Source organism: Amycolatopsis sp. NPDC000009, from assembly GCF_055563465.1.
This window is the reverse complement of the sequence record NZ_JBVHDI010000014.1, coordinates 134,688-146,842: the sequence shown is the minus strand read 5'-3', so window position 1 is coordinate 146,842 and position 12,155 is coordinate 134,688. Positions and strand designations below refer to the sequence as shown.

The 12,155-nt window shown below is 69.3% G+C and carries 14 protein-coding genes; 4 read left to right on the top strand and 10 right to left on the bottom strand.

Annotated features, from left to right (window positions below; genetic code table 11):
• Positions 1-39 precede the first annotated feature (39 nt).
• Positions 40-708: an NIPSNAP family protein gene (locus ACZ3HL_RS30645; RefSeq protein ID WP_465534988.1), complete on the top strand. Its 669-nt coding sequence runs from the start codon at positions 40-42 to the stop codon at positions 706-708.
• Here ACZ3HL_RS30645 and ACZ3HL_RS30640 read toward each other — a convergent pair.
• The 3 genes from ACZ3HL_RS30640 to ACZ3HL_RS30630 all read right to left on the bottom strand — a co-directional run bounded on the left by ACZ3HL_RS30640 (position 694) and on the right by ACZ3HL_RS30630 (position 3,200).
• Positions 694-1,122 (bottom strand): NUDIX hydrolase, encoded by a 429-nt coding sequence (locus ACZ3HL_RS30640; protein ID WP_465418814.1) that lies wholly within the window; start codon positions 1,120-1,122, stop codon positions 694-696. The genes ACZ3HL_RS30645 and ACZ3HL_RS30640 overlap by 15 nt on opposite strands.
• A 490-nt stretch (positions 1,123-1,612) precedes the next feature.
• Positions 1,613-2,503: a transketolase family protein gene (locus tag ACZ3HL_RS30635; protein ID WP_465534987.1), complete on the bottom strand. Its 891-nt coding sequence runs from the start codon at positions 2,501-2,503 to the stop codon at positions 1,613-1,615.
• A 4-nt stretch (positions 2,504-2,507) separates the two neighbouring features.
• Positions 2,508-3,200, bottom strand: a complete 693-nt coding sequence (locus ACZ3HL_RS30630) for a transketolase (RefSeq protein ID WP_465534986.1) — start codon at positions 3,198-3,200, stop codon at positions 2,508-2,510.
• Positions 3,201-3,252: 52 nt separating this feature from the next.
• Between ACZ3HL_RS30630 and soxR the strand changes: the two genes are divergently transcribed.
• The gene (soxR, locus tag ACZ3HL_RS30625; RefSeq protein WP_465534985.1) at positions 3,253-3,714 is read left to right on the top strand and encodes a redox-sensitive transcriptional activator SoxR; all 462 of its coding nucleotides are present in this window, start codon (positions 3,253-3,255) and stop codon (positions 3,712-3,714) included.
• 46 nt (positions 3,715-3,760) lie between these two features.
• Positions 3,761-4,309 carry an RNA 2'-phosphotransferase gene (locus ACZ3HL_RS30620; protein WP_465534984.1) on the top strand — a complete coding sequence of 183 codons (549 nt, stop codon included), beginning with the start codon at positions 3,761-3,763 and terminating at the stop codon, positions 4,307-4,309.
• On the opposite strand, the gene ACZ3HL_RS30615 is transcribed toward ACZ3HL_RS30620, so the two are convergent.
• Both ACZ3HL_RS30615 and ACZ3HL_RS30610 read right to left on the bottom strand, forming a co-directional pair.
• Positions 4,306-5,178: a hypothetical protein gene (locus ACZ3HL_RS30615; RefSeq protein WP_465534983.1), complete on the bottom strand. Its 873-nt coding sequence runs from the start codon at positions 5,176-5,178 to the stop codon at positions 4,306-4,308. The two genes, ACZ3HL_RS30620 and ACZ3HL_RS30615, sit on opposite strands and share 4 nt — an antisense overlap.
• Before the next feature lie 46 nt (positions 5,179-5,224).
• Positions 5,225-5,794 (bottom strand): TetR/AcrR family transcriptional regulator, encoded by a 570-nt coding sequence (locus tag ACZ3HL_RS30610; protein WP_465534982.1) that lies wholly within the window; start codon positions 5,792-5,794, stop codon positions 5,225-5,227.
• Positions 5,795-5,954: 160 nt separating this feature from the next.
• Between ACZ3HL_RS30610 and ACZ3HL_RS30605 the strand changes: the two genes are divergently transcribed.
• Positions 5,955-8,135: an MMPL family transporter gene (locus tag ACZ3HL_RS30605; protein ID WP_465534981.1), complete on the top strand. Its 2,181-nt coding sequence runs from the start codon at positions 5,955-5,957 to the stop codon at positions 8,133-8,135.
• Between the two features lie 61 nt (positions 8,136-8,196).
• Here the strand turns inward: ACZ3HL_RS30605 and ACZ3HL_RS30600 are convergent, their stop codons facing one another.
• The 5 genes from ACZ3HL_RS30600 to hisD all read right to left on the bottom strand — a co-directional run bounded on the left by ACZ3HL_RS30600 (position 8,197) and on the right by hisD (position 12,123).
• Positions 8,197-8,751 carry an NADAR family protein gene (locus ACZ3HL_RS30600; RefSeq protein WP_465534980.1) on the bottom strand — a complete coding sequence of 185 codons (555 nt, stop codon included), beginning with the start codon at positions 8,749-8,751 and terminating at the stop codon, positions 8,197-8,199.
• Between the two features lie 53 nt (positions 8,752-8,804).
• Positions 8,805-8,960, bottom strand: a complete 156-nt coding sequence (locus tag ACZ3HL_RS30595; protein WP_016335988.1) for a hypothetical protein — start codon at positions 8,958-8,960, stop codon at positions 8,805-8,807.
• A gap of 144 nt (positions 8,961-9,104) precedes the next feature.
• Positions 9,105-9,704 (bottom strand): imidazoleglycerol-phosphate dehydratase HisB, encoded by a 600-nt coding sequence (gene hisB, locus ACZ3HL_RS30590; RefSeq protein WP_005155296.1) that lies wholly within the window; start codon positions 9,702-9,704, stop codon positions 9,105-9,107.
• Entirely contained in the window at positions 9,701-10,801 is a 1,101-nt protein-coding gene (locus tag ACZ3HL_RS30585) for a histidinol-phosphate transaminase (protein WP_465418833.1), read from the bottom strand. The genes hisB and ACZ3HL_RS30585 overlap by 4 nt, the downstream gene beginning before the upstream one ends.
• Complete coding sequence (gene hisD, locus ACZ3HL_RS30580) at positions 10,798-12,123, bottom strand: histidinol dehydrogenase (RefSeq protein WP_465534979.1); 1,326 nt, start codon at positions 12,121-12,123, stop codon at positions 10,798-10,800. The genes ACZ3HL_RS30585 and hisD overlap by 4 nt, the downstream gene beginning before the upstream one ends.
• Positions 12,124-12,155 lie beyond the last annotated feature (32 nt).

The window sequence follows — 12,155 nt, the reverse complement described above, 5'->3', positions numbered from 1 at the left end:
CGACCGGAAACTGTCGGTGCGGGCCTCTAGGGTCCGCGCATGACCGATTCCCCCGAGTTCCAGTCCGTCGTCGAGCTGCGCCGGTACACCCTGCACCCCGGCCGCCGGGACGAGCTGATCGAGCTCTTCGAGCGCGAGTTCGTGGAGACCCAGGAAGCGTGCGGCATGCGCTTGTTCGGTCTCTTCCGCGAACCGGCCGAGCCGGGCAAGTTCGTGTGGCTGCGCGGTTTCCGGGACATGGAGTCCAGGCGTGCCGCGCTCGGATCGTTCTACTCCGGGCCCGTGTGGCGTGCGCACGGGCCCGCGGCGAACGAGACGATGATCGACGCCTCCGACGTCCTGCTGCTGCGGCCGTCCGGGCCGGGGTTCCCCGCTCCCGGCGGCACCGGGGGTTCCCGGGTGATGGTGACGGTGTGCCATCCGTCCGTCCCCGTCAAGGAGTTCTCCGAGCACTTCGCGGAGAACGTGGCGCCCGCCCTGCGGGAAGCCGGCGTGGAGACGTTCGGCCACTTCGAAACGGAGCCCGCGGAGAACACCTTCCCCCGGCTGCCCGTGCGGGAGAACGAGACGGTGTTCGTCTGGTTCGCCAAGTTCACCGAAGAACACCGGGAACTCCTCGCCCTGGCAGGCGCCGGGCTCGCGGGCGAACTCGAACGCCCTTGGGAGCAACGGGAACTGACGCCGACCGCGCGGTCAGCGCTGCGCTGAAAGGAGGTCCGCGAGTCCGTCCGGGTACAGGATCGCCCTGCCGCTGACCACGTCGGCCATCGGCAGCCAGTGCACGCGCGCGCCGTCGTCGAGCACCACGCCGACCTCGTCGCGCTCGTAGAACGCCTTGTCCGTCAGATCCGCGGTGAACAGGAACACGATCTCGTGCCCCGGCATGCCTTCGTAGGTGTACACGTTCTCCAGTACGGCGATCTGCTCGACCGACGTCAGCTCCGCCGCGAGTTCCTCCTGGAATTCGCGATGCAGCGCTTCGGCGGCGGTCTCCCCGAACTCGATCCCACCGCCGAGCGGGCGGTGGTAGGTCACCCCTTTGGTGTGATCGCGGCCTTCGAACACGAGAAGGTCTTCACCGCGGCGGATGACCCCGAGCGCGAGCGGGCGGATCTTCGTCATCCTGGTGACTCTAGTGTTCCGAGTGGGAAGTTCGCGTCGTAAGTCTGTGTAATGATTCGCTACCGTGAGTGGCGATTCGGGTTCTTGAGGGCAAGACAAAGGTGACGGTGGATGAGGGGTGTGTGGAAATAGGGACGTTGAATGTCCCTATTTCCACACACCCCTTCCGGATGCGGTGGTCACCGGGGCTCCTCGCGCAAAACTGTGTGGATTTCAGGTCATCCAACGCACCAAAATCCACACGGTGAAGGCCGCAGCGCTGGGTTCGGTACGCGAACTTCCGGTGCGCGACACAATTCAGTGTGGCGATTCGTTGGTTCGCGACTTGAGCTCGTGCTCAGATTCCGGTGTCGTGTGACACTGTTTCACCAATTTACGGCGCGAATCAACGACTCGGTGACGCTAACGCCCTGCGCCGGAAATTCGAAGGCCTTCTCGGCGGCCCGGCTTCCCGCTGGACGCACGGCCAGCGGAAACCCGGAGCAGCACGCTAGCGGAGGAATTCCTTGACGGACAAGGTGATCGAGCCGGCGTCGAGGCCGTGCGCGAGGTCGTGATCGGCCATGTCGCCGTAGATGCGCACTTCCGCGTCGCGCCGGACACCGAGGGAGAGCAGCCGGTGCGGCGTTTCGGACAACGCGTCCGTCACCGCGTGCGCCGACGTTCCCGCGAGGTACGGCTCGATCAGCACGACGTCGGTGGTCCCGGCGGCGTCGACGGCCGCGCGCAGCCCGGCGGCGTCGAACGGCCGGACGGTCGAGGTGTAGAGCACGGTCACGTCGAGATCGGCGGTCGCCTCCAGCGTCCGGTCGAGCATCGGCCCGACGGCCACCACCACAGCGCGCCCGCCTTCGCGCAGCGTTTGCAGGCCCGCGCCCAGATGCGGTTTCGCGTTCTCCTGCGCGGAAAGCCGGAGATAGACGCGTCCGTCGCCCGGGATCGACTCGAGCAGCAGCCGCCGTGCCTCTTCGGGATGTCCTGGCACGTGCACGGTCCAGCCCGGCAGCGTGTCGATGAGGGCGACGTCCCCGGGTGCCTGGTGTGTCCGCCCGGCGGTCGGCATGTCGTAGGACGCGCCCGAAGACACCAGCACGGCCCCGACGTCCTGGTGCCCGAGGTCGAGTTTGACCTGCTCGAACGCCCGCTCCACAAGGAACGACGAGAAGGTGTGGACGATCGGGCGCATCCCGGCCAGCGCGAGGCCGCCCGCGGTGCTCATCATCAGTTGTTCGCGGATGCCGACGTTGAGCACGCGGCCGGGATGTTTCCGCGCGGCGAAGGCGAGTTGTGCCGCGGAGATGTCGGCGAGCACGACGGCGACGTTCGGGTCGTTGTCGAGCGCGTCGGCGGCGGCTTCGAGGAACGTTTCGCGCATGTTCACGGGTTCAGCCCTTTCGCTCGACGGTCGCGACCACGGCGAGCGGCCGGTCCGGATGAGGTGCGGTGAAGGCTTCGTGGAGCGCGTCGTGGTCGCGTCCGTCGACGGTGCGGGTCGTCCAGCCTTCGACCTCGAACCGGCGCGCGATCCCGCCGGGCCAGCCGTGGGTGGCCGAGCAGTTGTCGACGACGACGGCCGTCAGCTGCGGCATGCCGATCCGGCCCGCGACCGCGATGGCCTCCTGGTTGGACCCCTCGTCGAGCTCCGCGTCGCCGACGAGGGTGACGACCTTGGCATCGCGGAATCCCTTGGCGCGCAGGCCGAACACGGTGCCGATGGCCAGTGGGAGGCCGTGCCCGAGCGAACCGCTGGAGATCTCGGCCACGGGCAGCCGCGCCCGATCGGGATGGTGACCGAGCCGGGACTCGGCCGAGGTCCAGTCGGCGAGTTCCTCCTCGTGGATGAAGCCCTTCTTCGCCAGCACCGCGTAGTAGGCCATCGGGCCGTGGCCCTTCGACAGCAGGAAGCGGTCGCGGCCCGGATCGCGGACGGTCTCCGGGGTGATGTCGAGCACACGGTCGTAGAGCACCCACAGGACGTCCACTGTGGACTCCGCGGCGGCCTGATGCTTCTCGTCGCCGGTCATCAACGAGATCAGCCTCGGCAGATCCTCGTAGCCGGTCTTGGTGTCGGTGGTCATGAACCGAGGTTGCAACCTCGACTTAGGTCGAAGTCAAGGCTAGCCTGGCGACGTGACGAGACTGGCTGAACACCTGAGCATCGGGCAGGTCGCCGACCGCAGCGGCGTGCCCCATACGGCTTTGCGCTTCTACGAGGACAAGGGGCTGATCAGCTCCGAGCGCTCGGCGGGCAACCAGCGCCGGTACGCGCGCTCGGTACTGCGCCGGATCGCCTTCATCCGCGCCGCACAGCGGGTCGGGCTCAGCCTGGACGACATCAGCTCGGCACTGGAGACCCTGCCCAAGGACCATGCCCCCACCAAGGCCGACTGGGCCCGTCTGTCGCGGGGCTGGCAGGACGAGCTCGACGCGCGGATCGACGCGTTGCAGCGGCTGCGCGACAGGCTGACCGGATGCGTCGGCTGCGGTTGCCTCTCCCTGCGCAGCTGCGGGCTCTACAACGCCGACGACCAGATGGCCCGCTTCGGCCCCGGTGCGGGGAAACTGCGCCCGGCTTCCGAGGGCGGCATCTGAATTCCGTTGCCACGCGGGTGCCGGATATGCGTCACTGTGACTCGAAATGGACAAGAAACACCTCATCCGGGTCTCGAAACGACTCTCCCGGCATCTGCGCCACGCACCCGGCGACATCGGCATCACGCTCACCCCTGACGGCTGGGTCGACGTCGACACGCTCTTGGCGGCCCTGCGCCGCAAAGGTTTGCCGCTCACCCGCGCCGACCTCGACGAAGTGGTCGAGGGCAACGACAAGCGGCGCTTCGCCTTCGACGAGTCCGGGCTGCGGATCCGCGCCAGCCAGGGCCACAGTGTCGACGTCGACCTCGCGCTGCCCGCCGCGATCCCGCCGGACGTGCTCTACCACGGCACGGTCGCCCGGTTCCTCGACGCGATCCTCCACGAAGGGCTCCGGCCGATGAAGCGGCACGCCGTCCACCTGTCGGCGGCCGTGGACACCGCGAGAGCCGTCGGGGCCCGGCGCGGCGTCCCGGTGCTACTGGCCGTGGACGCCAGGGAGATGACCGCCGCCGGACACGAATTCCAGGTCAGCGCGAACGGCGTCTGGCTCACCGCCGCCGTTCCGCCGGAATTCCTGCGCAGACTTCCCTAGACCAAGCCGTTCTTCCGGAGCAGCGACAACGTGTTCACGGTGAACATCCCGTTCCACTCCAGCGCGGCCGCGGGCGAATAGCTGGCGTAGTCGACCCGCCAGCCCCCGTCCTCGTGCTGACCGCCCGCCACCCGGCGCAGATCCGCTTCGACGACGTCGGGCCGGAAGAGCTTCCGCGCCGGGCCATCGGGTTCCGGCGCGAAGTCGAGCGGGCGCATGGCCTCGCCCTCGATCCCGCCGCCGACGGCGACCTCGCCGTCGTCCGGGACGAACCGGCCGAGCTTCTCGACCAGACGTGTGTCGCCCAGGGCGTCCACCAGCTTCATCGCGAAGGCGAGCACGAGCGCGTGCGGTGCCTCGTCGAGCTTCTCGATCTCCTCCAGGCAATAGCTCGTGGCCTTCGCCAGCCAGGGATGCGCGGCGACCGCGGGGTCGTGCGCCGCGACGCGATGCGCGGTCACCGCGACGATCGCGGTGATCTGCAGCGACGAGACCGCCGGATCCGCGCTCGCCCAGAACGGCGCGCTGCCGACGGGGTCCGGTATCGGCAACGCGAACGGGATCCCGCCGTCGGGCAGGGAGATCGAGGCGAGCCAGTCGCAGAGTTCGGCCGCACGGGGACTTGTCGACGTGCCGACATCGGCGAAGACCTCGAAAGCGTGCAAGGCGCCGCCGGGCTGGCTGGTCACCGAGCGGCAGTCGGGTTCGAGCCCGTGGCCGTAGCCACCGTCGGGATTGCGGTACGCCTCGAGCGCGGCGAGCGCCGCGGCAGGATCACCGTCGCGGAACAGGACTTCGAAACGCCGCCTGTCGAGCAGCCGGGCTTGGGTGGCCATGAACGTGGCCGCCGCCTTCAGATCGATGTTCATGCCGACAGGATCGCGCGGATCACGGCGGCTGTCTTGAACACATCGGTCACGAACGGCGGCGCGGGCGGTTGTAGAGCTTGCGTCCGACGGCCAGAAGCGTCTCGCGCAACGCTTCGTCGTCGAGTGAGGCGACCTCTGGCGAGCCGCCGGCGATGGCGATCCCGGCCAGGAGCACCTGGGCCGTCACGATCGCGGTGAGATCCGGATCCGGGCCGACGAGGATCTCCAGCAGCCGGTTCTTGAAGCTGTCCGAGCTGTGCACGGACTTTTCGATCGCGCGGGCGATACCGGGGTCGCTGGAGAACAGGGCGACCAGCGCGCGGTGCCGCACCACGAGATCGACGAAACCGTCGAGCAGGTGGTCGATCTGCGCGCCCCGGGTGCGCTGGGCACGGGCGTCGTCGACGATGCCTTCGAGCTCCAGCAGCACGGGTTCGGCGACGGATTCGGTGATCTCCGCCTTCATCTTGAAGTGGTAGTAGACGGCGGCCTTCGTGACGCCGAGGGCGTCCGCGATCATCTGCAGCGAGGTGCCTTCCACGCCGTGTTCGGTGAACAGCCGCAACGCCGTGCCCAGTAGTCGCGTGCGGGTGTCCTCCGCGTGGACGACGTCCATGTTCCCTCCTCGTTCAGCCGTCGGAGATTACGTCAAGCGTGCCCGCCTGACCAAACGAGTACTAGCCGTGCGGCTAGTCACATACTTGCCGATCGGCTTGTAGGCCCCTAGCCGATCGGCTAGCTTGAAATGAACCTGAACGAGTGAACGGGAGAGTTTCGTGGCCAGCTTCCTGTACCGCCTGGGCCGGTTCTCGTTCCGGCGCCGGGCCCTGGTGGCGGCGGTGTGGGCCGCCGTCCTGGTGGCCCTCGGCGCGGGCGCGCTGACCCTGTCCGGCCAGCTTTCGAACTCGGTGACCATCCCCGGCACCGAGTCGCAGAAGGCGATCGACCAGCTCGCCGACCGGTTCCCGGAAGCCGCCGCGGGTGGCGCGACGGCACGCGTCGTCATCTCGACGCCCGGCGACATCACCGACGAGGCCGGCCGGGCGGCGATCACGGGACTCGTCACCGGGCTCAAGGACGCGCCGAAGGTCGCCGGTGTGGCCGACCCACTGCAAATGCAGGCGATCTCCCCCGACAAGCATGTCGCGCTGGCGCAGGTCAGCTACCGCGTCCAGGGCTTCGAGCTCACCGACGCCGACCGCGAAGGCCTGATGGCCGCCGCGGATTCCGCCAGGGCCGCCGGGTACACCGTGGAATTCGGTGGTGACGCCGTCCAGGCGATGCCCGCCACGAACGCCACCGAAGGCCTCGGTGTCGCCGTCGCCGCGGTCGTCCTGATCATCACCTTCGGCTCGCTGCTCGCGGCCGGGATCCCGCTGCTGACCGCGCTCATCGGCGTCGGCATCGGCATGGCGGGGATCACGACGGCCTCCGGTTTCCTCGAACTGAACACGAACACTCCGGTGCTCGCGCTGATGATCGGCCTCGCCGTCGGCATCGACTACGCGCTCTTCATCGTCTCCCGCTACCGGCACGAACTCACGATCGGACGAGATCCGGAGGAAGCCGCCGGGCGCGCCACGGGCACGGCCGGCTCCGCGGTGGTGTTCGCCGGGCTGACCGTGATCATCGCCCTGGCGGGCCTGACCGTCGTCGGCATCCCGTTCCTCGGCGAGATGGGGATCGCCGCGGCGATCACCGTCGCCATCGCGGTCGTCATCGCGCTCACCCTGCTGCCCGCCGTGCTCGGGTTCGCGGGCGGCAAACTCGCCGGCGGCAAGATCCGCTTGCGCCGCAAGGAAAGCACGACGACACACGGCGAGCGCTGGGCACGTTTCGTGGCCCGGCGCCGGATCCCGGTGCTGATCGCCGCGATCGCCGGTCTCGCGATCGTCGCCATCCCGGCCGCGAGCATGCAGCTCGGCCTGCCGAACGACAGCACCGCCGCGCCGGACACCACCCAGCGCAAGGCCTACGACACCGTCGCCCGCAGCTTCGGCGAAGGCGCGAACGGGCCGCTGGTGATCGTTGTCGACCTGAGCGGCAGCACCGACCGGCAGGCCGCGCTCCAGCAGGCGGCCGCGGGTATCGGCGGACTCCCCGAACGCCCGATCGTCACGCCGCCGAAGACGAACCGGGCCGGTGACCTGGCGCTGCTGACCGTCATCCCGAAGAGCGGCCCGAGCAGCACCGCGACCGAAGACCTGGTCAGCGACATCCGCGGCCTGAACGCGGGCCTGGGCACGGCCACCGGCGCCTCGCTGGCGGTGACCGGCCAGACCGCGGCCAACATCGACGTCTCGGAGAAACTCGCCGACGCGATGCTGCCCTATCTCGCGCTGATCGTCGGACTGGCGTTCCTGCTGCTGATGCTGGTGTTCCGGTCGATCGTGGTCCCGCTGAAGGCGACGCTGGGCTTCCTCGGCTCCGTGGTCGCGACGTTCGGCGCCGTGGTGGCGGTGTTCCAGTGGGGCTGGCTCACCGACCTGCTCGGGGTGAAGACGACCGGGCCGATCATGAGCATGCTGCCGATCCTGCTGATCGGTGTGCTGTTCGGGCTCGCGATGGACTACCAGGTGTTCCTGGTGACGCGGATGCGGGAGGAATACGTCCACGGCGCCGACCCGCAGCAGGCGATGGTCACCGGTTTCCGGCACGGCTCCCGCGTCGTGGTCGCCGCCGCGCTGATCATGATCAGCGTGTTCGCCGGGTTCGTCCTCGCGGAATCGTCGTTGATCCAGTCGATCGGGTTCGCGCTGGCCTTCGGGGTGCTGGTGGACGCGTTCGTGATCCGGATGACCATCGTGCCTGCGCTGATGTCGCTGCTCGGCCGCGGTGCCTGGTGGCTGCCGAAGTGGCTGGATCGCGTGCTGCCCGACGTCGACGTCGAAGGCGAGAAGCTCGCGAAGCAGCTGGACGCTCCTGGTGAGCGCGAGTTGGTCGACGCCTCGAAGTAGGTCCTGGTCCGTGAAGGCCTCCTTGAGGGACTCTAGGTCCCTCAAGGAGGCCTTCACGGACTCAGGCGAGCGCCGCGCGGGCCTCCCCTAGTGCGAAGCCGAGCAGGTTCAGGCCGCGCCAGTGTTCCGCGTTTTCGACGTGCGGATGGTCGGCAGCGAGCCCGATCCCCCAGATCCCGTCCAGCGGGCTGGCCTCGACCAGCACCCGATTCCTGGTACCGAGCAGGAAGTCGCGCAGTTCCGGATGCTGCCCGAACTTCGCGATCGTTCCGTCGAGGACGATGCCGGAGCGCTCGTCTTCCCAGCGACCCTGCTCGAATCCCCGCACTTCGCGGCCCAACTCCTTGGCCTGACGCGGATGCCGGGCGGCGAGGATCCGCGCCGCGCTCTCGGCGTCGTCGAACAGGACGGCTTTGCGCCACATCATGTAGTGCTCGGCCGTCGAGAAGGTTTCGCCGTCGATGGTGAACCGGGCGGGCCACCACTGGCTGAAGCATTCCGGACCGAGCGTGCCGTCACGCCGGGGCTGATGGCCCCAGAAGAACAGGAACTTGACGCGGCTCCCGGCTCGCTGGAGCCGGACGACTTCGGCGACCGAGCGCGGGTTTCCGGACATGCCGGACAGCATGCCCGCCGCTGTCACGGCGCGCAGCCGATTTACCGCAGCGGTCAGGCCAGCCAGGCGATGGCGCCACCGATGGCCAGCAGCGCGCCGATCCCCAGCACGACGGCCATGAACTTGACGCTCTTCCAGGTCGCGTAGACGCCGCCGATCAGGAAGCCGCCGAGCGCGAACAGCAGCACAGCGATGGTCGTGTTACTCACGACCGCCACCCTGCCACACGCCCGCGTCCGGGACCTCGCCGGGCTCGGCCTTGCCGCGACGGCCCGGCGCCGCTAACGCATTTAGTCCTCTGGATGCGGTAGTTGCACGCGCAAGGAACGCATCCAGAGGACTAAACGCGGGGGTTAGAGGACGCCCTTCGTGGACGGGATGCCGCCCGCCCGCGGGTCCGGCTCGGTGGCGGCGCGCAGCGCCCGCGCGACGGCCTTGTACTCGGCCTCCGCGATGTGGTGCGGGTCCCGGCCGTGCAGCACCCGCACGTGCAGCGCGATCTGCGCGTGGAACGACAGCGAGTCGAACACGTGCCGGGTCAGCACGAACGGGTAGTTCCCGCCGATGGTGAAGCTGTTGAACTGCTCCGGCTCGCCCAGGTGCACGCAGTACGGGCGCCCGGAGACGTCGATCGCGGCGTGCGCGAGGGTCTCGTCCATCGGGATCCACGCGTCGCCGAAACGGCGGATGCCGCTCTTGTCGCCGAGCGCCTGCCGCAGCGCCTGGCCGAGCACGATCGCGGTGTCCTCGACGGTGTGGTGCGCGTCGATGTGCACGTCACCGGTCGCCTGCACCTTGAGGTCGAGCGAGCCGTGCACACCGAACGCGGTGAGCATGTGGTCGTAGAACGGGACACCGGTGTCGATCTCCACCTGCCCCGTGCCGTCCAGGTCGAGCTGGACCGAAATGGACGATTCCCTGGTGGTGCGATCCACCTTGCCGACGCGACTCATCGCGGCACCTCCTTGCTGGCCTCGAGAAAGGCGTCGTTCTCTTCCGGCGTCCCGATGGTCACCCGCAGATGCCCTTCGATGCCGACGTCCCTGATCAGCACGCCGTTGTCCAAATAGGACTTCCAGGTCGCAGGCGCGTCCGCGAACCGTCCGAAGAGGACGAAATTCGCGTCGCTCGGGACCGGCGTGAATCCCAAGCCCAGCAACGCTTCCACCACACGATCACGTTCGGCCGCGAGTTTGGCGACCGAGGCGAGGGTGGCGTCCGCGTGCCGCAGCGCCGCGCGCGCGGCGGCCTGCGTGAGCTTCGAGAGGTGGTACGGCAGCCGCACGAGCTGCAGCGCGTCGACGATCGCGGGCGCGGCCGCGAGATACCCGAGCCGCCCGCCCGCGAAGGCGAACGCCTTGCTCATCGTGCGCGACACGATCAGCTTCGCCGGGTACTCCTCGAGAAGCTCGACGGCGCTCGGCTGCGACGAGAACTCCGCGTACGCCTCGTCGACGACCACGATGCCCGGCGCCGCTTCGAGCAGCCCGCGCAGCTCGCCGAACGGGATCGACCCGCCGGTCGGGTTGTTCGGGCTGGTCACGAACACGATGTCCGGACGGCGTTCGGCCACCAGCGCGGCCGCCTTCTCGGTGTCGAGCGTGAAATCGTCGCGGCGCGGCACCGGCAGCCAGTCGGTGCGGGTGCCGGCCGAGATGATCGGGTGCATCGAATACGACGGCTCGAAGCCCAGCGCCGACCGGCCCGGACCGCCGAAGGCCTGCAGAATCTGCTGCAGGATCTCGTTGGAGCCGTTGGCGGCCCACACGTTCGACTCCGACACGAGCACGCCGGTGGACACCGCGAGATAGTCCGCGAGGTCCTGGCGCAGCGCGACGGCGTCGCGATCCGGGTAGCGGTGCAGCGAAGCGGCTTCGGCGCGGACGGCCTCGGCGACGTCGGCCACCAGCGCGTCCGGCGGCGGGTACGGGTTTTCGTTGGTGTTGAGCCGGATCGGCACGTCGAGCTGCGGCGCGCCGTACGGGGTCTTGCCCCGCAGGTCGTCCCGCAGCGGGAGCGAGCCGAGCGTGATCTCCTCGCCGATGCTCATGCCTTCTCCCCCTCGAACCGCGCCGTGATGGCCTCGCCGTGCGCGGGCAGGTCTTCGGCGTTCGCCAGCGCGACGACGCGGCCGGCGATCTCGCGCAGCGCGTCCTGGCTGTAGTCGACGACGTGCACACCCTTGAGGAAGCTCTGCACCGAAAGCCCGGACGAGTGCCGCGCGAACCCGCCGGTGGGCAGGACGTGGTTCGACCCGGCGCAGTAGTCGCCGAGCGAGACCGGCGCGTACGCACCGACGAAGATCGCGCCGGCGTTGCGCACGCGAGCCGCCACCGCCGCCGCGTCGGCGGTCTGGATCTCCAGGTGTTCCGCGGCGTACGCGTCGACGACGCGAATCCCGTCGTCCACAGTGGACACGAGGATGATGCCGGACTGCTTGCCGCCCAAGGCTTCGGTCACCCGCTCGGCGTGCTTGGTCGCGGCGACCCGGCCGGTCAGCTCCTTGTCGACGGCATCCGCGAGCTCCTCGGACGTGGTGACGAGCACGCTCGCGGCGAGCGGGTCGTGCTCGGCCTGGCTGATCAGGTCGGCGGCGACGTGCACCGGGTCCGCGGTCTCGTCGGCGAGGATGGCGATCTCGGTCGGGCCCGCCTCGGAATCGATGCCGATGATGCCGCGCAGCAGCCGCTTGGCCGCGGTGAGGTAGATGTTGCCGGGACCGGTGACGACGTCGACCGGCTCCAGCGTCGCGCCGTCGGTGTCGGTGGCGCCGTACGCGAGCAGCGCGACGGCCTGCGCCCCGCCGACGGCCCAGACCTCGTCGACGCCGAGCAGTTCGGCGGCGGCCAGGATCGTCGGGTGCGGGAGCCCGCCGAACGCGGCCTGCGGCGGCGAGCACAGCACGAGCGTGCCGACGCCGGCGATCTGCGCCGGGACGACGTTCATCACCACGGTCGAGGGGTACACCGCCAGCCCGCCCGGCGCGTACAGCCCGACGCGCTCCACCGGGATCCAGCGCTCGGTGACGGTGCCGCCGTCGACGACCTCGGTCGTGACGTCCTGACGGCGCTGGTCGCCGTGGACCTTGCGGGCGCGGGCGATGGACTCCTCCAACGCCTCGCGGACGGCCGGATCCAGGTTCGCGAGCGCGTCGGTGAGCTCCGCGGCGGCCACGCGGACGCCACCGGGACGGATCTTGTCGAACTTCTCGGTGTACTCGAGAACCGCCTCGACGCCACGATCGCGGACCGCCTCGACCACCGGCCGTACGTGATGCAGCGCCGCGTCCACGTCGTACTCGGCACGCGGGAGCGTGCGCCTGAGCTCGGCAACGGACGGGACCTGTCCACGCAGGTCGGTACGGTTCAGCATGGGTCAAGGGTACGAGGTGGCCGGATCGGTCC

Excerpts from the sequence above, each read along its gene's own strand:
- ACZ3HL_RS30640 (WP_465418814.1), bottom strand. The coding sequence starts at position 1,122 with ATGACGAAGATCCGCCCGCTCGCGCTCGGGGTCATCCGCCGCGGTGAA.
- hisB (WP_005155296.1), bottom strand. The coding sequence starts at position 9,704 with ATGAGTCGCGTCGGCAAGGTGGATCGCACCACCAGGGAATCGTCCATT.
- ACZ3HL_RS30585 (WP_465418833.1), bottom strand. The coding sequence starts at position 10,801 with ATGAGCATCGGCGAGGAGATCACGCTCGGCTCGCTCCCGCTGCGGGAC.
- ACZ3HL_RS30620 (WP_465534984.1), top strand. The coding sequence starts at position 3,761 with ATGGACAAGAAACACCTCATCCGGGTCTCGAAACGACTCTCCCGGCAT.
- ACZ3HL_RS30610 (WP_465534982.1), bottom strand. The coding sequence starts at position 5,794 with ATGGACGTCGTCCACGCGGAGGACACCCGCACGCGACTACTGGGCACG.
- ACZ3HL_RS30600 (WP_465534980.1), bottom strand. The coding sequence starts at position 8,751 with ATGTCCGGAAACCCGCGCTCGGTCGCCGAAGTCGTCCGGCTCCAGCGA.
- ACZ3HL_RS30615 (WP_465534983.1), bottom strand. The coding sequence starts at position 5,178 with ATGAACATCGATCTGAAGGCGGCGGCCACGTTCATGGCCACCCAAGCC.
- ACZ3HL_RS30645 (WP_465534988.1), top strand. The coding sequence starts at position 40 with ATGACCGATTCCCCCGAGTTCCAGTCCGTCGTCGAGCTGCGCCGGTAC.
- hisD (WP_465534979.1), bottom strand. The coding sequence starts at position 12,123 with ATGCTGAACCGTACCGACCTGCGTGGACAGGTCCCGTCCGTTGCCGAG.
- ACZ3HL_RS30630 (WP_465534986.1), bottom strand. The coding sequence starts at position 3,200 with ATGACCACCGACACCAAGACCGGCTACGAGGATCTGCCGAGGCTGATC.